This window comes from Streptomyces sp. GESEQ-35 (genome assembly GCF_017948485.1).
Lineage (GTDB): Bacteria > Actinomycetota > Actinomycetes > Streptomycetales > Streptomycetaceae > Streptomyces.
This window is the reverse complement of sequence record NZ_JAFFSX010000002.1, coordinates 343714-369051: the sequence shown is the minus strand read 5'-3', so window position 1 is coordinate 369051 and position 25338 is coordinate 343714. Positions and strand designations below refer to the sequence as shown.

Annotated in this window: 24 protein-coding genes and 1 pseudogene; 11 read left to right on the top strand and 14 right to left on the bottom strand. The window is 70.9% G+C overall.

Going from position 1 to position 25338, the window contains the following annotated elements:
* Window positions 1-93 precede the first annotated feature (93 nt).
* The 3 genes from KCH87_RS05160 to KCH87_RS05150 are packed head-to-tail and all read left to right on the top strand — an operon-like array spanning window position 94 to window position 2723.
* A complete protein-coding gene (locus KCH87_RS05160) occupies window positions 94-1101 on the top strand; it encodes an ATP-binding cassette domain-containing protein (RefSeq protein ID WP_210584496.1) in 1008 nt (335 codons plus the stop codon).
* Window position 1102: 1 nt separating this feature from the next.
* Window positions 1103-1906: an ABC-2 family transporter protein gene (locus tag KCH87_RS05155; RefSeq protein ID WP_210584495.1), complete on the top strand. Its 804-nt coding sequence runs from the start codon at window positions 1103-1105 to the stop codon at window positions 1904-1906.
* 1 nt (window position 1907) lies between these two features.
* On the top strand, window positions 1908-2723 hold the full coding sequence (locus KCH87_RS05150; RefSeq protein WP_247195709.1) for an ABC transporter permease: 816 nt from the start codon (window positions 1908-1910) through the stop codon (window positions 2721-2723).
* 3 nt (window positions 2724-2726) lie between these two features.
* Here the strand turns inward: KCH87_RS05150 and KCH87_RS05145 are convergent, their stop codons facing one another.
* Complete coding sequence (locus KCH87_RS05145; RefSeq protein ID WP_210584494.1) at window positions 2727-3413, bottom strand: TetR/AcrR family transcriptional regulator; 687 nt, start codon at window positions 3411-3413, stop codon at window positions 2727-2729.
* Window positions 3414-3533: 120 nt separating this feature from the next.
* Here KCH87_RS05145 and KCH87_RS05140 point away from each other — a divergent pair, with 120 nt between their 5' ends.
* A complete protein-coding gene (locus tag KCH87_RS05140) occupies window positions 3534-4169 on the top strand; it encodes an NADPH-dependent FMN reductase (RefSeq protein WP_210584492.1) in 636 nt (211 codons plus the stop codon).
* Window positions 4170-4174: 5 nt separating this feature from the next.
* A complete protein-coding gene (locus KCH87_RS05135) occupies window positions 4175-5590 on the top strand; it encodes a DHA2 family efflux MFS transporter permease subunit (RefSeq protein WP_210584490.1) in 1416 nt (471 codons plus the stop codon).
* A gap of 2 nt (window positions 5591-5592) precedes the next feature.
* Here KCH87_RS05135 and KCH87_RS05130 read toward each other — a convergent pair whose 3' ends face one another.
* The 8 genes from KCH87_RS05130 to KCH87_RS05095 form a co-directional block, all read right to left on the bottom strand.
* On the bottom strand, window positions 5593-6864 hold the full coding sequence (locus tag KCH87_RS05130; RefSeq protein ID WP_210584488.1) for an MFS transporter: 1272 nt from the start codon (window positions 6862-6864) through the stop codon (window positions 5593-5595).
* A gap of 37 nt (window positions 6865-6901) precedes the next feature.
* Window positions 6902-7624 (bottom strand): hypothetical protein, encoded by a 723-nt coding sequence (locus tag KCH87_RS05125; RefSeq protein ID WP_210584486.1) that lies wholly within the window; start codon window positions 7622-7624, stop codon window positions 6902-6904.
* Between the two features lie 7 nt (window positions 7625-7631).
* Entirely contained in the window at window positions 7632-8270 is a 639-nt protein-coding gene (locus KCH87_RS05120; RefSeq protein ID WP_210584484.1) for a sigma-70 family RNA polymerase sigma factor, read from the bottom strand.
* On the bottom strand, window positions 8267-8464 hold the full coding sequence (locus tag KCH87_RS05115) for a hypothetical protein (RefSeq protein ID WP_210584482.1): 198 nt from the start codon (window positions 8462-8464) through the stop codon (window positions 8267-8269). The genes KCH87_RS05120 and KCH87_RS05115 overlap by 4 nt, the downstream gene beginning before the upstream one ends.
* A 337-nt stretch (window positions 8465-8801) precedes the next feature.
* The gene (locus KCH87_RS05110; RefSeq protein ID WP_210584481.1) at window positions 8802-10073 is read right to left on the bottom strand and encodes an MFS transporter; all 1272 of its coding nucleotides are present in this window, start codon (window positions 10071-10073) and stop codon (window positions 8802-8804) included.
* A complete protein-coding gene (locus KCH87_RS05105) occupies window positions 10070-10666 on the bottom strand; it encodes a helix-turn-helix transcriptional regulator (RefSeq protein ID WP_210584480.1) in 597 nt (198 codons plus the stop codon). Before KCH87_RS05105 ends, KCH87_RS05110 begins: the two co-directional genes overlap by 4 nt.
* A gap of 87 nt (window positions 10667-10753) precedes the next feature.
* Window positions 10754-11266 carry a hypothetical protein gene (locus KCH87_RS05100; RefSeq protein ID WP_210584479.1) on the bottom strand — a complete coding sequence of 171 codons (513 nt, stop codon included), beginning with the start codon at window positions 11264-11266 and terminating at the stop codon, window positions 10754-10756.
* Window positions 11263-12981: a PHP domain-containing protein gene (locus KCH87_RS05095; protein ID WP_210584478.1), complete on the bottom strand. Its 1719-nt coding sequence runs from the start codon at window positions 12979-12981 to the stop codon at window positions 11263-11265. The genes KCH87_RS05100 and KCH87_RS05095 overlap by 4 nt, the downstream gene beginning before the upstream one ends.
* A 260-nt stretch (window positions 12982-13241) precedes the next feature.
* Between KCH87_RS05095 and KCH87_RS05090 the strand changes: the two genes are divergently transcribed.
* The 5 genes from KCH87_RS05090 (at window position 13242) to KCH87_RS05070 (ending at window position 18284) form a co-directional block, all read left to right on the top strand.
* Window positions 13242-14558 (top strand): jacalin-like lectin, encoded by a 1317-nt coding sequence (locus KCH87_RS05090; RefSeq protein WP_210584477.1) that lies wholly within the window; start codon window positions 13242-13244, stop codon window positions 14556-14558.
* A 140-nt stretch (window positions 14559-14698) separates the two neighbouring features.
* The gene (locus tag KCH87_RS05085) at window positions 14699-15283 is read left to right on the top strand and encodes a TetR/AcrR family transcriptional regulator (RefSeq protein ID WP_210584476.1); all 585 of its coding nucleotides are present in this window, start codon (window positions 14699-14701) and stop codon (window positions 15281-15283) included.
* A complete protein-coding gene (locus tag KCH87_RS05080) occupies window positions 15276-16091 on the top strand; it encodes an alpha/beta fold hydrolase (protein WP_210584474.1) in 816 nt (271 codons plus the stop codon). Before KCH87_RS05085 ends, KCH87_RS05080 begins: the two co-directional genes overlap by 8 nt.
* A gap of 51 nt (window positions 16092-16142) precedes the next feature.
* Window positions 16143-17522: a hypothetical protein gene (locus KCH87_RS05075; RefSeq protein WP_210584473.1), complete on the top strand. Its 1380-nt coding sequence runs from the start codon at window positions 16143-16145 to the stop codon at window positions 17520-17522.
* Window positions 17523-17558: 36 nt separating this feature from the next.
* Window positions 17559-18284 carry a hypothetical protein gene (locus KCH87_RS05070; protein ID WP_210584472.1) on the top strand — a complete coding sequence of 242 codons (726 nt, stop codon included), beginning with the start codon at window positions 17559-17561 and terminating at the stop codon, window positions 18282-18284.
* Here KCH87_RS05070 and KCH87_RS05065 read toward each other — a convergent pair.
* From KCH87_RS05065 to KCH87_RS05045, 5 genes and pseudogenes are all read right to left on the bottom strand, one after another.
* Window positions 18271-18696, bottom strand: a complete 426-nt coding sequence (locus KCH87_RS05065; protein ID WP_374198956.1) for an NUDIX hydrolase — start codon at window positions 18694-18696, stop codon at window positions 18271-18273. The genes KCH87_RS05070 and KCH87_RS05065 overlap by 14 nt on opposite strands.
* 127 nt (window positions 18697-18823) lie before the next feature.
* Window positions 18824-19573, bottom strand: coding sequence for an isocitrate lyase/phosphoenolpyruvate mutase family protein (locus tag KCH87_RS05060; RefSeq protein WP_210584471.1), 750 nt, complete (start codon window positions 19571-19573; stop codon window positions 18824-18826).
* Between the two features lie 57 nt (window positions 19574-19630).
* Complete coding sequence (locus tag KCH87_RS05055) at window positions 19631-20002, bottom strand: VOC family protein (protein WP_210584470.1); 372 nt, start codon at window positions 20000-20002, stop codon at window positions 19631-19633.
* Between the two features lie 461 nt (window positions 20003-20463).
* Window positions 20464-22246, bottom strand: a pseudogene (locus KCH87_RS05050) (DUF2264 domain-containing protein).
* A gap of 143 nt (window positions 22247-22389) precedes the next feature.
* The gene (locus KCH87_RS05045) at window positions 22390-23454 is read right to left on the bottom strand and encodes a rhamnogalacturonan acetylesterase (RefSeq protein ID WP_210584469.1); all 1065 of its coding nucleotides are present in this window, start codon (window positions 23452-23454) and stop codon (window positions 22390-22392) included.
* Between the two features lie 197 nt (window positions 23455-23651).
* On the opposite strand from KCH87_RS05045, the gene KCH87_RS05040 reads away from it, so the two are divergent.
* Entirely contained in the window at window positions 23652-25331 is a 1680-nt protein-coding gene (locus tag KCH87_RS05040; protein WP_210584468.1) for a rhamnogalacturonan lyase B N-terminal domain-containing protein, read from the top strand.
* The last annotated feature ends 7 nt before the right edge of the window (window positions 25332-25338 follow it).

Below are 25338 nucleotides of genomic sequence, written 5' to 3'. Positions count from 1 at the left end.
CGACATTTTGCAACAGTCGTGATGCGCCAGCGGCCGGTCGGCCCTCCAAGCCGACCGGCCGCAACTTGTGTTCGAGGCAAGGGAATTCACGACGTGAACCGAAGCATCGAGGTCCGCGGTCTGTCCCGTACGTTCCACACCACCGTCCGCAGACCGGGCTTCGCCGGGGCACTGCGGTCCCTGGTCAACCCGGAGCGGGTCGCCAAGCACGCCGTCCAGGACGTCACCTTCGACGTGGCCCCCGGCGAACTCCTCGCCCTGCTCGGCCCGAACGGCGCCGGCAAGTCCACCACCATCAAGATACTCACCGGCATCCTCACCCCCACGTCCGGCGAGTGCCGGGTCGCGGGCGTGGTGCCCTACGAGGAGCGCGAGCGCAACGCCCGGAACATCGGCACGGTGTTCGGGCAGCGCACCCAGCTGTGGTGGGACCTCCCGGTGCGCGAGTCGTTCGCGATCCTGCGCGACATCTACGAGGTACCGAAGGCCGAACACGCGGCGAGGCTGAAGGAGTTCGACGACCTTCTGGCCCTCTCCTCCTTCTGGGACACCCGGGTCCGCCACCTCTCCCTCGGCCAGCGCGTCCGCTCGGACCTGGCCGCCGCTCTGCTGCACGACCCGCCGGTGGTCTTCCTCGACGAGCCGACCATCGGCATGGACGTCGTGGTGAAGGAGCAGGTGCGGGAGTTCCTGCGGCACCAGGTCGAGCAGCGCGGCCGCACCGTCCTGCTCACCACCCACGACATGACGGAGGTCGAGCGGCTCGCCGAGCGGGTCGTCCTGATCAACCACGGGCGGCTCGTCCTGGACGGCACCCTCGACGAGATCCGCCGCAAGTACGGCTCGACCTGGCAGGTACGGGTGACGCTCACCGACCCGCACACCGAGGTCGGCTCCCTGCCGGGCATCGCGCTGCTCCGGCACGACGGCCCACAGGCGGTCTTCGGCCCCGACGGTCCCGACGCGCCGACCGTGCACCAGGCGCTGAAGCACGTCATCGAGCGGTACGAGGTGACGGACCTCGCCCTCGACGAGGCCGACCTGGAGGACGTGATGCGGGCCGCGTACGTGCATGCCGAGCCCGCGGCGGAAGGAGCCTGAGATGGCGGTCCTGCACGGCTGGCGCGCCGCCCGCGTCACCCCGCTCGGAGAGTTGCACACGCCGCCCCGGATGACCGCCGTGCTGCTCCGGCTGACCGTCCAGGTGGTCCTGGTGGCGTCGCTGTGGCGCGGCCTGTACGCGCACACCGGCACCACCGCCGGACTGACCCGCGACCAGGCGGTCACGTATGCGGTGATGGCCGTACTCGCCTCCCGGCTGCGGGAGTTGGACCAGTACGCGGGCCGGGACACCGTGCTTCAGCACATGCACTTCGGCACGATCGTCTACTGGTACCTGCGCCCGCTGCCGCCCCAGCGCTACTACGCCCTGCGCGCGCTCGGCGAGCAGTTGTACGGGCTGGCGTGGGCACTGGGCGGGTACGTGGTCTGTCTGGCCGCGGGAGTCGTGGAACCCCCCGTGTGGGCGGCCGTGGCAGGGGTGTTCCTGGTGAGCATGCTGCTCGGCCAGTGGGTCCTGTACTACGTGATGCTGGTCCTCGACCAGATGTGCTTCTTCACCATCCGCAACAACTCCGCGATGCTGATCCTGATCTTCGCGCAGAACCTGTTGTCCGGGGTGTACGCGCCGCTGTGGTTCTTCCCGGACTGGTTCATCAGGCTGAGCGGCTTCCTCCCCTTCCAGGCGACGCTGAGCGTGCCGCTGTCGATCTATGTAGGCCGGATCGAACTGTCCGACGCGGGAGCCCAGTTGGCCGTTCAGGCCGCCTGGGTCGTCGTGCTGGCGCTGTTCACCCGGTGGGTGTGGCGGCGGGCCGCACAGCGCGTCATCGCGCAGGGAGGCTGAGATGTCGCTGAAGGCCGTGAAGTCTCTGCGCATCACGTGGCGCATCACCTTGCTCAACATCCGTGCCGCGATGGAGTACCGCACCGAGTTCCTGCTGAACATCGCTGTCGGCGCGATCTGGCAGGTGTCGGTGATCGTGTTCGCGACGGTGCTGCTGGCGCGGTTCACCGGGATGGGCGGCTGGGACAGCTCGGACGTCCTGCTGATCCCTGCCATCCGGATGCTCGCCCACGGGTTGTTCGTACTGCTGCTGGGGCGGTTGCCGTTCATCGGCCGGCAGATCCAGGAAGGAATGCTCGACGTCTATCTGGTCCGCCCCATGCCGGTGCACCGCCAGGTCCAGCTCGCCTACTTCCCCACCAACGCGATCGGCGATCTGACCATCGCGGCGGGCCTGATGGTGGGCGCGCTCAGCCGCAGCCGGCTGGACTGGACGACGGGCCGGATCTCGTACCTGATCGCCGCCGTGCTCGGCGGCATGCTCCTGGAGGCGGCCCTGTTCACCGTGGTGGCCTGCGCCTCGCTCCGCTTCCCCGCCGCCGACTACTGGGGCCGCTGGCTGGAGGAGCTCCTCGGCACCTTCGGCAGCTACCCCCTGAACGTCCTGCCGAAGGCGGTGGGCGGCTTCCTGACGTACGGCCTTCCGCTCGCGTTCGTCGCCTACGTCCCGGCCGCGGTCCTCACCGGCCACGGCCACGACACCGGTGCCCCGTTCTGGCTGGCGGCGGCCTCCCCGCTGCTGGGCGTGCTGGCGTATGCGGGGGCGCGGCTGCTGTGGCGGTGGGCGCTGCGGCACTACACGGGAGTGAACGGATGACGGTCAGCCGGCCCTGTACGCCCTCAGGAACGCCGACACACCTCCCGTGACCATGCGGTCGATCTCACCCTTGGGGAGGGGCCGCACGCCGTAGTGGGACTGCTGGACGACGGAGTGCGAGATCAGGGCCAGGAAGTGGATGCCCGCCATGGGCGCGTCGCCGTGCAGGTCGAGCAGCCCGGCCTCCTCCAGGCCCGTCATCGCGTCGGCCATCTCCTGCTGGACCGGGCTCGGACCCGCCTCCTGCCACGCCTGGAGGACCTCGGGCGGCACATGGTCGGCTTCGGCGTGGATGTGCCGGACGAGCGCGAAGTGGTCGGAGAAGTCGGTCATGAGGGCGACGAAGGCGCGCGCGAGGGCCACCAGGTCGCGCTCCAGGTCCTCCGGGCGGGGCGGCCGTTCAAGGTCCAACAGGGTGTGGAGCCGGGCGAGTTGGGCGTCCCGCACAGCGGTCGACGTCCAGGTCACGACCGTACGGAAGAGCTCGGCCTTGCCGCCCGGGAAGTGGTTGTAGAGCGTGCGGGTCGAGACGCCCGCCTCGGCGGCGAGCACGTCGACCGAGGCGCGCGCGTAGCCCTCGCGGCCGAAGACCTTGCAGGACGCGCTCGCGATGGCCATCTGCTTCTCCAGCCTGCGCGGCGGAACCTCACGCCGCGCCTGCTCCACCCGAGCCTCGTTGCCCTTGCCCACATTCGCCTCCTCGCGACCCCTGAAGTACAACGCTCATTGTAATTCCTACAACGATCGTTGTACCTTGCTGGTGCGGGCGGCCGTATCGGGCGGCCGGCCCACTGACGAGGGGATACTTCCATGCCTGCCACTGAGACCACGCCCACCGCCGCCCCCGGGGGCGGCACGGAAACACCGCTGCGCCTCGCCGTCATCGTCGGCAGCGTCCGCGAGGGCCGCCGGGGACCCGCCGTCACCGACTGGTTCCGAGGGGCCGCGGAGGGTTACGACGGGGTCGAACTGGACGTCATCGACCTCGCGGACGTGCCGCTGCCGCTGGTCATGCCCGACTGGGGCGGCTCCCCGAGCCCGGAGGCCGTCGCCGCGCTGGAGGACGTCACGCCGCGCATCGCCGCCGCCGACGCCTTCGTGATCGTCACCGCCGAGTACAACCACAGCTTTCCTGCCGCGCTGAAGAACTTCATCGACTGGCACTACGTACAGTGGCGGGCCAAGCCGGTCGGCTTCGTCTCCTACGGCGGACTGGGCGGCGGCCTGCGCGCGGTCGAGCAACTCCGGCTGGTCTTCGCCGAGTTGCACGCGGTGACCGTGCGCGACTCGGTCAGCCTGCACTGGCCGTGGTCGGGCCTGGAGGAGGACGGCACCCCGCGCGACGCGGCCGTCTGCGAGGGTGCGGCCAAGGGCATGCTCGGTCAACTGAACTGGTGGGGACGGGTGTTGCGGGAGGCGCGCACGACACGGCCGTACGAGGGCTGAAGCAGATGACCTCCACCGAGTCGGCGCGGGCTCCGGCGGAGCCCGCCACCCCCTCCGCCGCCCTCCACCGCACGGTCGTCGTCGTGATCACCGGCTCGGTGATGACGGTGCTCGACATGACCATCGTGAACGTGGCACTGCGCAGACTCTCCGAGGCGTTCCACGCCCCGCTGGAGACGATCCAGTGGACCGCCACCGCGTACACGCTCGCGCTCGCCGCCGTCATCCCGACCGCGGCCTGGGCGATGGACCGGATCGGCGTCAAGCGCACCTACCTCACGGCACTGTCGCTGTTCACGCTCGGCTCGCTGCTCGCCGCATGCGCCTGGGACGCGGGCAGTCTGATCGCCTTCCGGGCCGTGCAGGGGCTCGGCGGCGGGCTGATCATGCCGGTCGGCATGGCGATGGTGATGCGCGTCGCCGAACGCGAACGGATGGGGCGCGCCATGGCGTTGCTCGGGCTGCCCATCATGGTCGGGCCGGTCGCCGGTCCGGTGCTCGGCGGCCGGCTGATCGACATCGCGTCCTGGCAGTGGATCTTCCTCGTCAACCTGCCGGTGGGAGCGGCCGCGCTGGCCCTCGCGGCGAAGCTGCTGCGACCGGACGCGCCCCATGGGTCCGCACCGGCGCCGCGGCTGGACGTGCCGGGACTGCTGATGCTCTCGCCGGGACTGGCGCTGCTGCTGTTCGGGCTGGCGCGGGGCGGGGAGCGCGGCGACTTCGCGGCGCCGGGCGTCCTCCTGCCCACGCTCGCCGGCGCGGTCCTCGTCGCCGCCTTCGTGCGGCGGGCGCTGACGACCCACGACCCGCTGCTGGACCTACGGCTGCTGCGCGACCGTACCTTCGCCGTCGGCATCGGCACGCTCGCGCTGTTCACGTGCGGCTACTTCGGGTCGATGCTGCTTGCGCCGATGTACTGGCAGGAGGTGCGGGGAACCAGCGCGACGGCGGCCGGTCTCCTCGGCGCACCGGTCGGTCTCGCCGTCGGCGTGACGATGCAGATCGCCGCCCGCCGTATCGACAAGGTGTCGCCGCGCCGCCTGGTCCCGGCCGGGACCGTGGTGGGGGCGCTCGGCATGGCGCTGACGGCGCTTCAGACGGGCGTCGACGGCGCGGCGGCCTGGCGGGTCGTGGGCGCGTCGGTGGTGATGGGCGTCGGCGCGGGCATGGTCCTGATGCCGACGATGACGACCGCCACCCGCGACCTGCCGAAGGACCGTATGGCCGCGGCGAGCACGGCGCTGAGCATCAACGCGCAGGTGTGGGCATCGGTGGGAACGGCACTCATGTCGGTGGTCCTGGGTGCCGCGGGCACGGACCCGTCGGGCTTCCGCATCACGTTCGCGGTGGCGGCGACCCTGCTGGGGCTCGCGCTGCTGCCGGCGTGGTTGCTGCCGGGCCGAGGGCCGCAGCGGCCCTGAGGTCAGCCGGCGCCCGACCGTCGTACCGGCGTGAACAGCGCGGCGACCGCGATGAGTACACAGCAGCCGCCCCCGATCAGCGCGACGGGCCCCGTGCCCTCGCGCTCCGCCGCCCAGGTGAGGACGGCCGCGCCGATCGGGGCCGCCGAGTAGTGGAGGGTCCAGAAGGCCGAGGTGACCCGGCCGAGAAGAGGCTCCGGGGTCACTTCCTGGCGCAGTGACATCGAGCAGGTGCCCGCGACGGCGACGCACGCCAGGAAGGCCGCGGCGAGGACGGCCACGACGGGTACCTCGTTCGCCCGGCCGAGCCCGGCGAAGGCGAGTCCGCAGACCGCGACCGCACCGGTCCAGGTCAGGCCGAAGCCGAGCCGACGGCGGACCCGGGCCACGAGCAGGGAGCCGGCGATCGTGCCGAGCGCGCCGGCGGCCATCACGGTGCCCACCGTGCCGTCGTCATGGCCGAGGTCGTGCTTGAGGTGGTAGATGACCAGGTCGTTCAGGCCGAGGGTGAGGAAGCTGAAGAGGAACAGCAGGACGGTCAGCGAGCGGAGCACCGGATGTCCGTACAGGAAGGCGACCCCGGCTCGCAGGTCCCGCCACAGCCCGGTGGGCTGCCTCGGCCCGTCGTCGCCGGGGCGCCCCCGGAACCGTACGACTGCCAGACAGGCGGCCGACACCCCGAAGCTGGCCGCGTCGACGCCGACGGCGGTGGCCGGGCCGGACCAGGCGGCCACGAGCCCCGCGCACAGCGGCCCGAGCACCCCGGCCGCGGCGGCGGTCGCGTTCAACCGGCCGTTGGCCTCGGTGAGTTGCTCGGTGTCGACCAGGCTGCGGACGACGGTGACGTAGCCGACGGCGAACAGCATGCCGACCGCCTCGCACAGCGGCAGCACCACGTACAGCAGCCAGATCTTCGGTCCGAAGAGCCACACCACCGGGATCACCCCGTACAGCACCATCCGTACGAGATCGCAGCCGATCAGCAGCTTGCGCCGGTCGACCCGGTCCACCACGGCCCCCGCGAACACCGCCGCCACGACCATGGCCGCGCCACCCACCGCTGTCAGCAGCCCCATCCGGGCCAGCGAACCGGTCGCCTGGAGGACCAGCAGGGGCAGTGCGATCAGGGCGAAGGAGTCGCCCAGTACGGAGAGGGTCTGCGCGGCCCAGAAGATCCCGAAGTCGCGGCGTCGCCACAGCGGACGGCTGTCTTTTGATGCCAAGTCGGGCTTGCGGCTGCCGGGTTCGTCCGTCCGCGGCGCGTCGTAGGTCAAACCGGTCTCCCCCCTGCCACTCCGGTGCCCGGCAACCTTACGACGCCACGGTGACCAGGTCCTCCCAGTTTTCGGCGAGGGCGGGAATGGGCTGGGGGACGGGGCCGAGGCGGCCGTCGTGGGGGGCTTCGAGTTCGTCGACCGCGTCCCTCACCGCGCGTTCGGAGAGGGCGGGGGGCGGTGCGGGGAGGGTGTAGTGGACGCTCGGGCCGCCGGCGGGGCGGCCGGGGGCGGTGTCGGCGTGGTGCGGGACGGGGGTGTAGCCGTTCCAGTCGAGGCTGTTGAGGTGGTGGATCTGGCCGGCCCAGTGCTGGGCGTCGCGCATGTCGCCGTGGCGCAGGTGGAGCAGGTACAGACACAGGGCGGCGGTGACGCTGCCGGCGCCGGCGGTGTACTGCCACCAGAACTGGGCGCCTTCCTCCTGGTCGGCGAGGTAGAGCAGACAGGCGAAGGTGAGGGCGCCGTCGGGGTCACGGGCTCGGTCGAAGGCGGTGATGCGGCGAGCGGCACCGTCGTGGTGGACGGTGCCGCGGCACAGGCCGCGCAGGTCGTGCGCGGCCTGTTCGTGCAGGGCGGCGGGGAGCGGTCGGGCTCGGCAGCCGTGTGATCCGGCGGGGTGGAGGAACCGCACCCAGCGCAGCTCGTGCAGGTCGCGTTCGAGGCGGTGCCGGGCGGCCTCCAGATCGGCGTACAGGTACTCGCCCCGGAAGACGCGGGAACGGCGCAGGGCCTCCTCGATGCTGCGCGGGGTGCGGTTCACGGGTGGGTCACTCCTTGTCGTCGTCGGGGGTGCCGTCGGGGGTGCCGTCGACCTGGTAGCCCATCGCGACCGCGAGCCGGTTTTTCGCGGTACGGCGGGTGGACCGGACGGTGGCCTCGCGGATGCCCATGATCAGGGCCGTGTGTCTGGTGTCGAACTCGAGCAGATCGCGCAGCACGAGCACGTCGAACTGCCGCTCGCTCAGCCGGGTCATCTGACGGAACAGGCCCAGGCCCTCCTCCAGTTCGGCGATCTCCGTGCCGTGCTCGGCGTGGAAGGCGCTGCGGAAGGCGTCGAGCAGGGGTGCGCTGGCGGCTCTGATGGCCCGCTCGAACGCCAGGGTCTCGGTGGTGGCCGGGCTGCGGCCCTGGTCGGCGAGTTCGCCGTGGACGCGCTGCTTGAACAGCGCCCAGGCGTAGGCGCCGGGGTTCTCCATGGTCTCCAGGCGTGTCCAGATGGTGGCCAGGTACAAGAAGGTGCGGTCGACCAGCCGGCGGGCGGCCACGGCGTTGCCGCCGAGGTGGATACGGCTGTATTCGAAGCACGCCCGGTCGTAACGGGCCTGGAAGTCCCAGAACTCGGGTGGCATCCAGGAGCCGGGACTGCGCGTCGTGGGTGCTGCGGGGTCGGGCTGCCGGCCGGTCATCGGTGGCCTCCTTCGTTCCAGGAAGCCGTGGTGGCGGGTGGCGCAAGGGGCTGGGGCTGCTGCTCGCTCAGGGCGGTGGCCCCGATCCGGACTCCGGCGCCGAGCAGGCGCCTCACTAAGAACCACACGTCGGGTGCGAAAGACCGCACCGCGGCGGCGATGGCCAGCACCAGGCTGACTACGTCGTAGTTCACAGTGGATGTATTCCTTCGCTGTCTGACGGTGCCTTGACCGCTCCCTCCCCCGCGCGTCGCGGGCCGGGCACCTGGAGCGTCGTTGCTCTGGAGAACAGACAAGCGGACCGGCACCGGCAAACGTGCAGTCCATGGAACAGATCTTTCTAACGGAGGGTAGCTCTCCGCTGACTGTTGGCCATGGGTGAATTCGCAATCGCTCACCGCCACCCGCCGCAACCCCGGACGCCTCCCGCGCCACCCCTGCCGAACTGGGCATCCGTCGAAAGAGAAGAACTTCGAACGCCGTTTGCGCGAACGTGACATCGCACTGCTCGATTTCCGCATGTGTCACAGATCACGTTTGGCCGGGTGCGACATCCAGGGATCGGATCCCCGGTATCGGCGAGGGCAGCAGCCACAGCAACGACAGGCTCCCGCCGACGGCCGCCGTGACGAGGGTCGCCCTGAGCCCGACGGCCTCGGCGAGCACCCCTCCGGCGACGGAGCCAAGGGGGCGTACGCCGTAGTTGACGGTGCCGTAGGCGCCGGCCACGCGGCTGCGCAGGGCGTCCGGGATCACCGCGGCCTGAAGGGAGTTGAGGTTGACGTCGAACAGCATCACCCCGAGCCCCACAAGGAAGTGCGCCCCGCCCAGAATCCCGGCACGCGCCCACATCGGGCCGTCGGCGAACGCGGCGACAGCGAAGGGCGCCGGGAACAGAACGGCCCCGACGGCGATACCGCGTCCCACACCGATGCGCCGCGACAGCCAGGGCGCGATCAGCGCGCCGATCAGAGAGCCGGTCGCTCCGATGCCGAGCGTCAACCCGATGGCTGCCGGGGAGAGTTGGAGGACCCGGTCGGCGAACAGCACGACGAGGCCGGTGCCCGACATGAGGGTGAAGAAGTTCAGCGTCGTCGCACAGCCGAGGCTCGCCCGCAGCACCGGGTGGCGGACCACGAAGGCCAGCCCTTCCCGGGCCTCGCGCCACAGCGAGGGCTTCTCCCCCTCGGCCTCCGGGGCGGGCTCGTCGACCGCGACCGGCGCGAGCAGTGCCGCGGAGGCCAGGAAGGACACGGCGTCGGCGACGATGGCGACCGGCCCCGTCAGCGCCTGCACGAGACCGCCGCCGACAGCGGGACCGGCGACGAACGAGGCCGAACGGGCCGCACTGAGCTTGCTGTTGGCGTCGACGTACGACGAACGCGGCACCAGATGGGCGAAGAACGGCGGCCACGCACAGTTGAAGAGCACCCCCGCGAAACCGGTCAGCAGCGCCACCGCATACAGCTGCGCGAGCGTCAGCCCGCCCGTCAGCCAGGCGACGGGCACGGTCAGCAGCACGCCCGCGCGGATCAGATCGGCGGCCACCATCAACCGGCGTTTGTACCGCCTGCGGTCGACCCACGCCCCCAGAACCATCGCGAGCAGGTTCGGCGTCCACACGAGCGCGGTCAGCCACGCCACCTGCCCGGCCGAGGCGTCCAGCACCCCGACGGCGATCAACGGCAGCGCCAACTCCGAGATCCGGTCGCCGAACTGGGACACGGCACTACCCGTCCAGCACCGGACGAAACGCCGGTCACGCCAGAGGGAGGACGCGGGGACGAGGCCGCGGCGCGTCACGCGGAGGGGCCGGACTCGTCGTCCGCCTCCGGCAGCACGTACCGCAGCAACCGCACCCCGCGACTCCCCGGCGGCTGCTCCGCCGCGTCCCGTGTCACATACGGCGCGAGTACGGCCTCGATCGCGTCGTGGATCGCGGCGAGTTCCTCGGCCGACACCGCGACACGGGTGTTCGCCAGCCCTCCGAGCCGCCGCCAGGCCGGTTCCAGGCCAGGCTCGGTCTCAGTGGCCCACCGCTCGGGCAGTGCCGCGGCCCGGGCGAACATCTCCCAGGACAGCGCCCGTGCGGCCGCGGCACCGTCCTCGTCGTCCGGCCGCTCGAACCGGAAGCCGCGGGCCATCGCCTCCCACCGCCGCTCCCGCCGGTCCGTGCCGCCCTCGGCGTCACCGACGAGGCCGAAGCCCGCCAGGTGGCGCAGATGCCAGCTGGTCACGGACGGGGTGGCACCGACGTGCGGGGAGAGCTGCGTGGCCGTGGCGGGCCCGTGCCGCTGGAGGCGTTCGAGGATCGCGAGGCGTACGGGATGCGCCAGCGCCCGCATGGCCTTCGGGTCGGTGATCTCCATGTCGCCGAGACGGTTGCCGGGTTCCATGATGTGAGAGTGTTCTCTCAGAAACTGTGAGAGTCAAGTCTCACATCTCAAGTCTCCTTTCAGCGCGGGATAGGGAAGGAAAACGGTTCAGTGGTCCGCGCAGCACGGTGTCGGATCGGGGACCTCGAAGGGGACGAGGACACCGCCGACGGCGGGCATGGCGGTGAGGACCAGTTCACCGTCGGTCCACTGCGGCCGTACGTGATCCTGCGTCACCAGAGGGACATCCGGGGCCGGTTGGCCCGCCGCCCCCAGCACGGTCACCTTGTCGATCGCGGAGCGCGCCAGCACCTGCGCGACCGTCAGCGTGCCGGTGAGCGACGAGACGCCCGGGTAGACCACCGCGCGGCCGACCGCGTCGGGCGCGCCGCCCGTCACCTCGTACCCCTGCTCCGCGAGCCGCTCCTGGGCGGTGCGAAGGAGCGACTGCGACGGCAGGGTGAGGGACAGGGCGACGCGTGGCCGGTCGCCCCGCACCAGATGCGTGCAGCCGAACTCACCCTCGGGGAGGGCGAGTTCGACCGCAAGCGTCTGAAGCAGGTGGTCGGACGCGCGCAGGTCCGTGCTGCCCGCGTCCACCGTGAGGACGTACCCGGTCACGAGGGCAGGACCCACACCGGGTTGGAGTAGAACCACAGGTCGGCCCACGGGTCGGCGTCGCCGACGACGTCGAGGGCGGGGCCGTTCGGGTCGACGGCCGCACCGTTCGGGCCGACGGCGCCCCGGTTGCCGTCCGTGCCGCGCAGCCGGACGTAGACCGGGCGGTCGACCTTGCCGAGGTCGTAGGTGAGCCGGACCGTGCCGGTGGACTTGTTCACCTCGTACGACTTGACCACCTTCGCGGTCGGCGCGGTGAACGTGTCCTTGTCCTTGACCTCGCCCGTGACATCGCCCTGAATGACGTCCACACGGGCCAGCTTGGGTTCGAAACCGGCCCAGTTGGGGCCGCCGGCGAGGGCCACGTCCACCGTCAGGGTCACGCTGGTGCCCTTGCGCACATGCAGGGCGCCGCCCAGCGTGGCCCAGCGGTAGCCGCCGGCGACGCGGACGTCGAGGCCGCTGATGAGCTGGCCGTGGTCGACCCAGATGCGGCCCGCGCGGATGCCGTCCATGACGGCGGCGTAGGAGAAGCCGTCCGAGCCGACGTGGGTACGGCTGTAGTAGCCGGGCCAGTAGTCGCCCTGGGCGAGGTCGATCTTGCCGGCGTAGACCGGGTCGTCGTAGCGGCCGTTGGTGTCGAAGCTGCCGCCGCCGCGCGCGGCGGTGTCGGCGTAGACCTGGTGGGAGTCGGAGTTGGCGGTGATCCACCAGGGCTTGCCCTCGGCGATCAGGCTGTCCCACAGGCCGCCGACCGTGGCGGTCATCCAGTCGAAGCCGCCCCAGGTGCGGTAGCTCTCCAGCGGGTAGCCGGCGAAGGAGTCGGCGCTGGGGTTGTTGTCGTAGATGCCGCGGGCCCGGCCCATGCCGAGCGGTGCCGGAATGCCGGCGGCCTGGTGGCCGGGCGCGCCCTCGAAGCCGACGGCGATCTGGTGGCTCGCGGGGGTCGCGTCGCGCCAGGCGCGTATCTCGTGCGGGGAGTCGACGCCGCGCCGCGCCGGGTGGTTGGCGAGCATCAGCGCGTCCTTGACCTTGCGCCGCTTCACCTGGTCGGAGAGGAAGGCGAGGCCGGCGACCGCGAGGGCCTCGTTGGCGGCCGAGCTGCCCGAGGCGTTCTTGACGCTGCCGTCGTAATCGGTTTCGAACTGCTTGAGGACGGAGACCTCGTTCTGCCCGGGGTGCACGAACACCGTGCCGTGCTCGGCCGACGGGATGTTCCACTCCAGGCCCTGGAAGACGAGCGTGTCCTCGTACGCGGAACGGGCCTGCTTGATGTCCGGGTTGACCTTCTCCACACCGATCTTGGCGTGCGTGGTGCTGCCGTGGTCGGTGATGACCAGCCAGTCCATGCCGTGCTTGGCGCCCTGGCGGACCTGGTCCACGACGCGGTACTTGCCGTCGCTGCTGTACTGCGTGTGGATGTGGTGGTCGCCGGACAGCCAGAGGAACCCGTCCTTGCGGCCGCCGGAAGCGGGAGCGGCGGCCGCGGGGGCGGCACCGGTCGTGCCGGTCAGCACACTGGAGGCCGCCAGACCCGCACCGAGCAGGCCCGCACGGCGCAGCATCGTGCGACGCGACTGCTGCTCGGGAGACAGGGCCTCGTCGGGCACGGAGGCGTCGAAGGCGGCGGGCAGCGCCGAATCCGTCTCGTGGGCGTGGTCATGGCCGTGGCCGTGGTCGTGCCCGTGACCGTGTCTGTGGTGGTGTCCGTGACCCATGGTGCGCCTCCCGGATGCCGCTGGCTGCCGCGGCTGCCTTCTGCGATGCGAACGCACCGCCTGAGGAGAATCGAGGCGAAACGTGAACATTGAACGACCGTGGAGTGATCACCGGGTTTTATGGACACGGCGGGTAGGCCCGATTCTCACTGTTCTCCCAACCGGCCTTTACCGACACACTCGTTGACGATGAATCTGAGCACTGTTCAACTTCTTTTCGCAACCTTCCTCCATATCCTCCGACCGGAGATACCCCCACCATGAGAAGACTGCTGGGCACCCTCGCGGCCGCGGCGCTGGCCCTCACCGGCCTCGCCACCACCGGCTCGACCCCCGCGGCAGCCGCCACCGGCTCCTTCAACGTCCTCACGTACAACGTCGCGGGCCTCCCCCTCGGCCTCGGCGACAGCGACCCGGAGACCAACACCCCGCTGATCGGGCAGCGCCTCGGCCCGTACGACATCGTGAACGTCCAGGAGGACTTCAACTACCACGCCTCCCTGTACGCCAACGACGCCCACCCGTACCGCACGGCGACCAGCGGCGGCGCGGGCATCGGCGACGGCATGAACACCCTCTCCGACTACGCCTTCGAGGACTTCGAGCGGGTGAAGTGGAACGCCTGCACCGGCACGAACTGCCTGACCCCGAAGGGCTTCTCACTGACCCGGGTCCGGCTCGCCGAAGGCGTTTTCATGGACCTGTACAACGTCCACACGAACGCGGATGCCGACGACGCCGCGCTCGCGGCCCGTCGCGCCAACGTCGAGCAGCTGTCGGACTTCATCCAGGCCAACTCCGCCGGCAACGCGGTGATCGTCATGGGCGACACGAACACGCGCTACACGCGCGCGGGCGACAACATCCGCACGCTTGTTTCCGAGAACGGTCTCACGGACGCGTGGGTCGACCTGGTCAAGGGCGGTACACCGCCCGCGCAGGGCAGCGACGCCCTGGTCTGCGACGCGGCCGCCCCGACGAACGACTGCGAGGTCGTCGACAAGGTCCTCTACCGCGGCAGCGACCTCGTCTCCCTCGACGCCACCCGCTACAACAACGAGTGGAAGTCCTTCCTCCGCTCCGACGGCGAGCACCTCTCCGACCACTTCCCGCACACGGTCGACTTCTCCTACACCGTCAACTCGTCCCTCAAGGCGAGTGACTTCTTCGGCGGCCCGCACGGCACGGCCTTCAACGACGCGGACGACCTGCCGGCGACACTCTCGCCCCGCACGCTGACGCTGCGCGGCGGCTCCCGCCTGGACGCGGTCTCCCTGACCCACGACGGCGGTACGACGCTGAGCCACGGCGGCACGGGCGGTACGGCGGCCTCCCTGACCCTCGCTTCCGGCGAACACCTCACCTCGGTGAAGCTGACGCAGGGCCAGAAGGACAGTCGGACCCGGATCTTCTCGGCCGCCTTCACCACGGACAAGGGCCGCACCCTGACCTCCGGCACGGCGACCTCCGACACGAAGACCTTCACGGCCCCGTCCGGCCGGCAGATCGTCGGCTTCACGGGACGCGCGGGGGACGAGATCGACAAGCTGGGTGTGCTGTACGCGCCGATCGGCTGACGCGAGCCGGCATGAGGTGGCGGTCCGCTGCGGCGACCGCCGCCTTGGCGTTTCCGGGGGCACTCCTCGGCGTTTCCGGGACGGGTGCACTAGGGTATTGCCTAGAGATCCTAGGAAAGCAAGCAGACCGAGGAACCCCCATGCCCCGAGCCGGCCTCACCACCGACCGAGTTGTGGCCGCCGCCGCCGAACTCGCCGACGAGGTCGGCTTCGAGAACGTCACGGTGTCCGCACTGGCCCGCCAGTTCGGCGTCAAGGACGCAAGCCTCTACTCGCACGTCAAGAACCTCCAGGACCTGCGCACCCGCCTCGCCTTCCGCGCCGGCGGCGAGCTGATCGACCGGATCGGTGCCGCCGTCGCCGGGCGGGCCGGGAGGGATGCGCTGGCCGCGTTCGCCGGGGCGTATCGCGCGTACGCGCTCGAGCACCCGGGGCGGTACGCCGCCACGCAGATCCGCATCGACCAGGCCCTCGTCGCCGACTCCCCGGTCCTCAGGCGCACTGCCGAGATCACCTACGGCATGCTCCGCGCATACGGCCTCGAAGAGCCCGATCTCACGGACGCCGTACGCCTGTTGCGGAGCACCTTCCACGGCTACTGCGCGCTGGAGGCGAACGGCGGCTTCGGCGCGCCTCGCGATGTGGAGGAGTCATGGGACACGGCGGTGGCGGCACTGCACACAGCGCTGGAGCACTGGCCCCACAAGAAGGAGAAGCGTGACTGACCTGTACTACGACATGGCCGGCAGCGGCCCCGTCCTGCTCGTCGTCCCCGGCGGCGCCGGGCACCCCATGGGCCTCGACCCCCTGACCGCCCGGCTCGCCGAGCAGTTCACCGTCGTCACCTACGACCCCCTCGGCCTCGCCCACGGCCGCCTCGGCGAACCCGTCGCCGACCAGCGGGTGGAGGCGTGGAGCGACGGGGCGAGCCGGGTGCTCGACGCCGTGCTCCCCGACGGACAGTCCGCCTACGTCTTCGGCACCAGCGCCGGCGCCGTCGTCGCCCTCGATCTGCTCGCCCGGCATCCCGAACGGCTGCGGCACGTCATCGCGCACGAACCGCCGAGCGTGGGCGTACTGCCCGACGGGGCACGGCACCAGGCCATGTTCCGGGAGGTGTACGACCGTTATCGCGCGCAGGGACTCGCGGCCGCCGCCGCCGTGATGACCGCCGGGCTGACGTCGAGTGAGCCCACGGAGGTCCCGGAGATCCAACACCTCACACGCGACGAGGAGTTGGCCAACCCCATGGCTCTCTCCGTCATCCATGTGCTGCGCCAGTTCACCTCGTACACCCCCGACCTCGGGACGCTCACCTCCCTCTCCGCCCGGCTCACCCTCGCCGCGGGCACCGGTTCGCGCGGTCAACTCCTGCACCGCACCGCCTCCTTCGTCGCCGAACGCACCAGGAGCCCCTTCGCCGAGTTCCCCGGCGGGCACATCGGTGCCGTGGAGGAGCCTGCCGCTTTCGCGGAGCGGATCGCGGAGACGCTGGTTCCGGTCGACACCCCAGGCGCCACGCTGACCACTTAGACTGGAAACTTCGCGGATGCCACGTGCCGCCCAGGGGGGAGGGAGCGCGCCTTGTCACAACAGCAGTTGGGCCGCAGGCCGCCCGGGCACAGTCCGGTGCCCCCGACGCCCGACGGCGACGCCGGCCGGCAACCCGCCCGGTTCGTGGGCTGGCTCGGCGGGCTCGGCGCCCTCGCCGCCGGCTACGGGGTGTTCCAGTTCCTGTTCGAGGTGCTGCCCGACTCCCTCGACGGCGAGCCCGCCAAGTATCTGATCGCCGGGGTGAGCGGCGTGGGCACGGGCCTGGCCGCCTGGCTGGCGGCGGCGCTGGTGCGGGCCCGGTCTGTCACCGTGGCCGCGCCGGGCACACCGGCTGCCGCGCCCGGCCCGCTCCCCCAGGTCTTCGCCGCCGCATACGACACCCTCGCCGAGCAGCTCTCCGTGGACGACGACGCGGACCGCGGGCCGCTCATCGGCTGGTCGCACGCCCTGGGCGAGAGCAGCTCCGCCCGCCCCACCGCGGTCGGCACGGCGTACGGCCTGCACATCATGCTCGACCTCGGCGTGCCCGACGGACGGCTGTCCACCGGGGACCTGGTGGACACCCTGTGGCGGCTGCGGCTCCCGGACGGCGGCTGGTCGGCGCGGTCGCAGGGGTCCGAACCGCGTCCGGAGGTCACCGCGCTGGTGCTGGGCGCGCTGGCCCGGGCCGGGGCGTCCCGGGCCAGGCTCGCGGACGAGGTGGCCCGGTGCACGGCAGGATTCAGCCATGAACTCGACCGCGCGGGCCGGGAGTCGACCCATGTCGTGACGACCGTGCTGCGCGGACTGCTGCGCGCCGCGCCGGACTCCGCCCTGCTGCCCCGGCTGCGCGAGGCGATCGTCGACGGCGCGCTCAGCGACCCGGGCCGTGAGCACCTGCGCTGCTGGGACTACCGGCTGGACCTGGAGAACGGCCGGGCGTCCGCGCTGCACACCGCCCAGGCGGTGGTGGCGCTCGACCGGGCCGCCCGGATCCTCGGCGACAACGCGGCCGCCCGCGCCACCCGAGAGGACGGCGTCCGCTGGCTGCTGGCCTGTCCGGACGGGCCGCACGACGGCTGCGCCGACCTGTCCAACCTCCGCGAGGAGGTGCGTCGCACGCGCACGGACGACCCCTCGCGCCACGAGGTGCTGAACGTACGGCACTTCACCGCCGCCTGGGTGGTGCGTGCCCTGATGTCCCCGACCGCCGTGCGGATCGCCCGCGCCGAAGGACTGGAGGAGCGGTGGCGGGAGCGGCTGGACGGTGCGGTCTCCGCGGTGTGGGCCGGACAGACCGACGGCATCTGGACCTGGGAGCTCGGTGACGGCACCGAGCTGCGCCGGCCGATCTGGATGACGTATCAAGGCCTTTGCGCGCTCCGCGCCCATGCCGTATGGATGTATCAGCCGGATCAGCCGGGCCACTGAACCTGCCTGTACCAGGCGGGAGTTGGGGGATGACGCATGGGCGGTCGGCAGGTCCTGGCGGCTCGGCGGCTGCTGGCCTCGGCGATGGACGGTGCGCTGTCCGAGCGTGAACTCGTCATCGCCGCCCGCGCCGCCGTCGCCGAACTGGGCTCGTCCGAGCGCCTGTTGGAGCTGGTCGCCGAACTCGCCTGCGGGGAGGGCGATCCGGAGGGCTGTGCCCGGCTGTCGTACCGCCATGTGCTCGGTTTCGACAAGCTCCTGCTGATCGACGGCGGCCCCCGGCACATGCTGCGCGCCCACCTGTGGCATCCGGGCGCCGACGGGGTCGGCACGGAGGACATCCACAACCACCGTTCCCCGCTGGCCTCTTACATCGTCCGGGGGCGGCTGGCCATGGAGCTGTACGAGGTACGGGGCGACGGCGGGATCGCGGCGGACCGGTACGAGGAGTCCCTGGCGGAGCGGTCGGCGGACTGGCGGCTGGCGCCGACGGGTCCGGCCCGGCTGCGGCTGACGCATGTGGGGCAGTACGCGGCGGGCAGCTCGTACGCCCTGCCGCCGCACACCCTGCACCGCGCCTGGTGCGACACGGACCAGGCGACGGTGACGCTGTTCCTGGAGACGGGGAGCGAACGGCGGCGCAGCACCGACGTGTTCACAGCGGCGGGACCGCATCCGGGGGCGGTGCAGAAGGTGCCGCTGAGCACGGCGGACTATCTGGGCGCGCTCGGCTCTCTGGCGGAACTGCTCAGAAGTTCGTGAGGGCCTGGCGTACGACGTCGAGATTGTAGTCGTCGATGTCGACCTGGGTCAGCTGGGACGGCCGGAGCCAGATGTGTTCCTGGTCGGGCTCCGGGAGGGTGACCTGCCCGGACAACGGCCTGATGAGGAAGTTGTCCTGCCAGTTCTTGGTCTCCTGGCCCCGATAGTCGCTGGCGAAGGACGACTCGCCGACCTTGCGGACGATCTCCCCGAGCAGCCCGGTCTCTTCCTTCAGCTCACGCAGCGCGCCGTCCTCGGGGCTCTCCCAAGGCTCCAGCTTCCCGCACGGGACGCCCCACACCCGGGGCAGGAACCGCTCCTTCTCACTGCGGCGCACCAACAGGACCTGCTGCTCGTCGTTCATCACGACAGCAGCCGCCAGTCGCCTGTTGCCGGGGATGTCCATGTCCATGGTTCCTCGGTCCCTCGCCGGAGATGAGTACAAAGGTTCTGATACCCAGGAAAGCTTCTACGGTACCAGCCGGGGCGATTCCGGGCCTGTGCCGTCGGTCTCATGGTGCCGGTCCGCGCCGAACGTCTCACGGCGTACGGGCGAACGCCTGCACCTGAGCGACCGAGGGTGCCGCACCCCGCGGCGTACGGCCGGCCCGGATGTCGGTAACCGTTTCCAGGGCCGCGCCCAGCGCCCGCCGGTACAGCAGCGAGCCGAGGCTGATGCGCCGCACGCCGAGGTCGGCGAGGTCGGGGACGGTCGGGCCGACGGGTGAGTAGAGGATGTTGAGGGGGACGTCGAGGTGCTTCACCAGCCGGGCGATCTCCCGCGGATCGGTCAGCCCGGGGACGAACACGCCGTCCGCGCCCGCCTGTTGGTAGGCGTCCAGGCGGCTCAGCGTGTCCTCGCCGTCTCCCAGCCAGTACGCGTCGGTGCGCGCGTTGACGAAGAGACCGGGCGCCGCCGACTTGACCGCGGCGATCTTCGCGGCGTGTCTGCCGACGGGCCCGAGACCGTCTTCCAGATTGATACCGACGGCTCCGACGACCGCCAGTTCGCGCGCGTACTCCCCCACCTCGTCGGGATCCTCACTGAAGCCGTCCTCGGCATCGACGGAGAGGAGGAACGGCTCCGAGCCGAGCGTGAGGGCGAGTTGGAGGGTGTGTTCCCGGGTCACCGACGCGCCGTCGAGCAACCCCACGGCCGCGGCCACACCGAGACTCGTCGTGGCGACCGCGGGGAAACCCTGGGCGGCGAGGACCGACGCCGAGGCATGGTCCCAGGCGTTGGGCAGGAGCAGAGGCTCGTCTGCATGGTGGAGTTCGGCGAAGCTCATACCGGCGACCGTACGGGCGGGTTGCTTCGGTGCCCGCCGAACTGTTCCGGTGGCGTATCAGCGGCCCGCCAGTTCCCCCGCACTCCGCTCCACACAGAACTCGTTGCCCTCGGGATCGGTGAGTACCGCCCAGCCGGTGCCGTCCGGGTTGCGGCGGTCGTCGAACATCGTGGCCCCGAGGGCCAGGATCCGCTCGACCTCCTCGTCACGCGTACGGTCCTGCGGCTGGAGGTCGAGGTGCACGCGGTTCTTGACGGTCTTGGCCTCCGGCACGGCGATGAAGAGCAGGCCCGCACCCTCGATCAGCACATCCTCGTCGCCGGGCTTGTCGTCCTCGTGCACGGACAGGTTCAGGACCTGCGACCAGAAGACGGCGAGTGCGTAGGGGTCGGCGCAGTCGAAGCTCGTATGGCGAATGGCGGAAGTCATGCGGGGATTCTTGGACAGACAACGGTTCCGGGCAACGCATTAACGGACGGGGCGCGGCAACCTCGCGCCCCCCGGCAGCGGCGCCCCGGACAACGCGCCGGTCGTGCGCGCGAGACGGTCTGCCTCTCCGACGCGAAGAGCACGGAACACGTCCCCCGATCGTGGTCTCCTTCACCGGGTCGACGATCACCGCGGCGCTGCGCCGCTCCTTCCGCGCGGGAGTCCAGACCACGGCATGGACCGCGCTCCTCGCCACCCTGCTCCTCTTCGTCCTGTGGCTGGTGGAGGCACTGCACTGGTACGGCGTCGACGGACGGCTCCTGCTGGACGGCGAAACCGGTTACCCGATCGGCGTGAACGTCAAGGACGCCGTCTTCTGGGTCCTGGTGTTCGTTCCGCTGTGGGGCCTGCTGCCCTTCGGCATCCCGGGCTCGGCTCTCGGCGCACGGCTGCCCGGGTGCTCACGCTCGTACGGTGACGTCCACCGCCCCGTCGTCCAACTGCGCACGCACCTCGGGCCCTTTACTCCAGCGGACCGTCAACTCCCCTGTCCCGTCGAGATGTACGGCGACCGTGTCCGCGAGCGGGGCCGGATCCGGGTCGCCGGTCAGCCGGGCGAGCGCCACGAAGAGGGTGCCGCCGGCGGTTGTGACGCCGGTGAGGGTGTCGCTTTGGGTCGTGACGCCGGTGAGGCTGTCGCCCTTGGGCGTGACACCGGTGAGCGCATCGGTCAGGCCGGCCACCGGGACGAGTTCGGCCCGGACTCCGTCCCCCGCGGCCCAGCCGGTGATCCGCACGGGGGTTCCCTCCGGGGCGCCGGTCACGCGGAAGGCGCGTACTTCCACGGCCCCTCGCGCCAGCACCAGGCTCGTCACCCGTGCACCACCGGCCGCCCGGTGGCGTGAGGCGACCCAGCCCTCCCCCACGCCCAGCGGCACGATGTCCGTACGGCTCGGGTCGTCGCCGACGATCACGCTGTTGTCGTACGACGGTGAAGGCTGCGTCACCGTCGAGTACGCGAGCCGCGTGTAGTACGGGTCGTAGCGGACATCCTCGCTGCCGTGGTTGTGGAGGCGGACCAGCCCGTCGGAACCGGTCGAGTGGATCAGCCAGTTGACCGGGTGGATCGCGGAAACCGCATCGGAGCGTTCCGCCGGGCCCGGCTCCTCGACCGCCGTCCACACCTGGTGGTCCGGCGGGAGGAGCAGGCCGAGGAAGCCCTTGCTCGCCCAGTACGGGGACGCCGGGCCCGAATAGCCTTGCAGGAGTGCCTCGTCGGGGCCGTGCCAGCCGAGGGTGAGGAGGCCGCGGTCGTCCACGGCACCCCGGTCGAGGAAGTACCGCAGGGCGCCCGAGGCCAGGCGTCGGGTCTCGCCGGGCGACAGGGGCGTACGGCCGGTCAGCGCGCCGAGCCACAGCGGGGACGTCGTGGCGAACCGGTACGTCAGGGAGCGGCCCTGGTGCATGGGGGCGCCGTCGCCGCCGAACAGGCGGGCGTAGTCCTCCAGATGCCGTGCGAGCCTGTCGCCGTAAAGGTCGAGCAGCTTGGTGTCGTCGGCGAGCCAGGCGTGCAGCACCGGGTAGAGGTGCATGGCCCAGCCGTTGTAGTAGTCGAACTTGCGGCCGTCGCCGTCGGTGTACCAACCGTCGCCGACATACCACTTCTCGATGCGTTCCAGCCCGCGGTCGATCGCCTCGCCGGACGCCTCGGTTTCGTAACCGATTTCCTTGAGGAAACCGCCCACCGTGACCGGGAACAGCTCCCAGTTGCAGGGCCAGGCCGCGGCGGTGAGTGCGTCGCCCAGCCAGGCCGCGGCGCGCTGCCGTACACCGTCGTCCAGCCGGTCCCACAGCAACGGGCGTGTCAGACGCAGGGCGAGGGCGATCGAGGCCGCCTCGACCAGCGGCGAGGGCGATCGAGGCCGCCTCGACCAGCGGCTGGCTGCGGTCCTCGATGCGCGGCCAGACGCCGGAGACGCCCGCCGCGAGACCGTTTGCGTAACGCTCCAGGGCGGTCTCGTCCCGACGGAAGGCCGCCAGCAGCAGCGTACGGGCGTACCCCTCCAGGCCGTCCGACAGCCGGCCCGACCAACTCGTGCGATCCCCGGGCAGGTGGTACAGCGCACGGTCCTCGGTCGCGTACGGCTCGACCGCGGCGAGCAGGGCGTCGGCCGCGGCCTCCCAGTGCGCGCGGGTGTAACCGGTGCAGGGGCTCAGGTCACGGTCGTCGCGGGGCAGTTCCATCAACAGCGCTTTCCTTCCGGCAGGGGCCTGGGGCGCTCCGGTTCCGGTCGAAGCGCCCCAGGGGCTCATCCCACCCGCATCGAGCTTAGGGCCTGTCTTTCGGACCAGCCCTGGGCCGCGGGGTCTGGCACGCACACCCTCGCTCAAGAGGCGCCGTTGGACAACGTCGGGCTGGTCCGAAAGACAGGCCCCGGCACCAGATGCTGGGCGACGAGTTCTTCACGGACCAGTTCCGCATACACCGTGGCCCCGTGCACGGAGGTGTGCGTGTTGTCCCGCTTCTCGTTGTACAGGTACAGCGCCTTGGACGCCTCGACGCCCAAGGATTCCACCAGCGCCTTCGTCTTCGCCGTCAAGTCGACGAGCGGGACGTCCCGGTCGGCGGCGATCGAGCGGGCGACGGCCGGGTGGTCCACCCCGAGGCCGTTGACGAGGAGCGCGGTGTCGTTGTTCAGGGTGCCGTCGGAGTTGAACCAGCGTCGCACGATGGGGGTCACCAGGACCGGGGTCCCGCCCTTCTCGCGCACGCCCGACACCAGTGTCTCCAGGTTGGCCCGGTATGTCGCCCCGTCGGTCGTCTTGTCGTTGTGGGCGAGCTGGAGCAGGACGAGGTCGTCGGGGTGGATCAACGGCCGGACGGTGGCCCAGAGTCGGGGATTCGCCAGGTAGCTGACGGTGCTCTCGCCGGAGTCGGCGTAGTTGGCGACCGACACGCCCTTGCGGAGGAACTGCGGCAGTTGCTGGCCCCAGCCGGCGTACGGGTCGCCCGGCTGGTCGCAGACCGTGGAGTCGCCGACGAGGAGGATCTGGCGGGAGTCGCGGCGGGCCGGGGTGACGCGGATGTCGGCGAGCGCGGGTGCCGAGCCGCCGATCACCAGGTCCAGGCCCGCGGTGCCATCGGGGCCGGTCGGCTCGCCCTCGGGGGTGCGGACGTTCACGGTGAAGCTGCGGGCGACGCGCTCACCGGCCGCGGCGGGCGTTTCCGGGAGCAGGGAGCGTCGGGTTTCGCCGGTGATGCCCGTGCTCGACTCGGCGGAGCCGCCGAGGAGCACTTTCACGTCGTACGTGCCGGGCGGGACCGCGAAGTGGCAGGCGGTGGCAGTGCAGTCGGCCAGGTCCGGAGTCTTCTCGTGTGCGTGGGCGGGTACGGCGGACAGCGCGGTGCCCAGCGTGACCGCCGCCAGGGCGGTCAGGGTGAAACGTCTCATGCGCGGCTCCCTCCGACGAAGGCCAGGTCGACAAGGCCTGGCGGCTGGACCGTACCGCGCCGGGCAAGCGCTTTCTAGACCTTGGATAGATTTCGCGCGATTGCCGACTCCCGCGCCGCGAAAGCCCTTTCGCGAAATCGATTCAACTGTCACTCTGCGAGGCGCCCGCACCCCAGATCTCCGAAGGAGGCACCCCCATGTCCGGATCCGCGAACAGACCGGTCCGACGCCGTACCTTCGTGCTCGGTACGGCGGCCGCCGCAGGGTCGGCGGCGCTCGCCGGACCACTCGCCGAAACCGCTTCCGCGGCGGCCTTCGGCTGGAGCGACGACGGCTCGCACTACGTCGTCGACACCGGCGCCAACCTGGTCTTCAAGGTCAGCAAGTCCAACGGCGACCTGACCTCGCTGGTCTACCGGGGCACGGAGTGCCAGGGCTACGGCGGCATGAACTCGCACATCGAGTCCGGCCTCGGCAGCTCCACCGTGACGATCACGCAGTCCGGTTCGACGATCCTGGTCTCCGTCAGCTACGGCACGCTCAGGCACTACTACGCGGCCCGCAGCGGCGAGAACAACGTCTACCTGTGGACCAACAAGGCCGACACCTCTGTTTCGGCAACCCGTTACATCCTGCGCGTCAAAGCGGGCCTGTTCCGCAACGACGAGCCCGACTCCTACACCTACGCGCCCACCACCATCGAGGCCTCGGACGTGTTCGCGAAGTCCGACGGCCAGACCCGCTCGAAGCACTACTCGAAGCTCCGGGTGACGGACTACGACTACATCGGCTGGACGACGGGCAGCGTCGGCCTGTGGATCGTGCGCAGCAACCACGAGAAGGCCTCCGGCGGCCCCTTCTACCGCTCGCTCCTCCGCCACCAGAGCGCGGACGGCGGCGGCCTGTACGAGATCCTGTACTACGGCCAGAACCAGACGGAGGCCCAGCGCTTCGGCCTCCAGGGCCCCTACGTCATCGCCTTCACGGACGGCGGAGCGCCGTCGTCCGCGCTGTTTCCGGGCACGCTCACCACCTCGTGGGCGGACCCGCTCGGCATCTCCGGGTACGTCGGCGCGAGCGGCCGGGGCCGCGTGGCGGGAGTCGGGATCTCCGGGCGGAACACCTCGTACGCGTATACCGTCGGGCTCGCCAACTCGGCGGCACAGTACTGGGGTTCGGCACGTTCCTCCGACGGCTACTTCGCGATCGGGGGCGTCCTTCCGGGGACGTACACGCTGACCGTCTTCAAGGGTGAGTTCGCCGTGTACACGGCCTCGGCAACGGTTTCTGCGGGCACGACGACCACGCTCAACTCGATCGCGATCCCCTCCTCGAACGACCCGAGCAACGCGAGCGCCCTCTGGCGGATCGGCGACTGGAACGGCTCGCCGAGCGGTTTCAAGAACGCGGACCTGATGACGTACGCGCATCCGTCCGACGTCCGGGCCGCCTCCTGGACGGGCAACGTGGTGATCGGCAGCGGCAGCGAGACGTCCGCCTTCCCCTGCTACCTGTGGAAGGACGTCAACAGCGGGCTGATCGTGTACTTCCGGCTGACGGCCGCGCAGGCCGCCGCCGCACACACACTGCGGATCGGCGTGACGACGGCCTACGCCAACGGCCGGCCGCAGGTCGTCGTCAATGACACCTGGACGTCGGCGATCCCCTCGCCGCCCACGCAGCCGGGCACCCGGTCGCTGACCAACGGCTCGTACCGCGGCAACAACAACACGTTCACCTACAGCGTGCCGGCGTCCGCCTGGCTGACGGACACCGGTGCCTACAACACGCTGAAGATCTACGTGGTGAGCGGCTCGGGATCGACCGGCTATCTCAGCGCGGGCACATCGATCGACGCGATCGATCTGCTGGCCTGATGTCAAG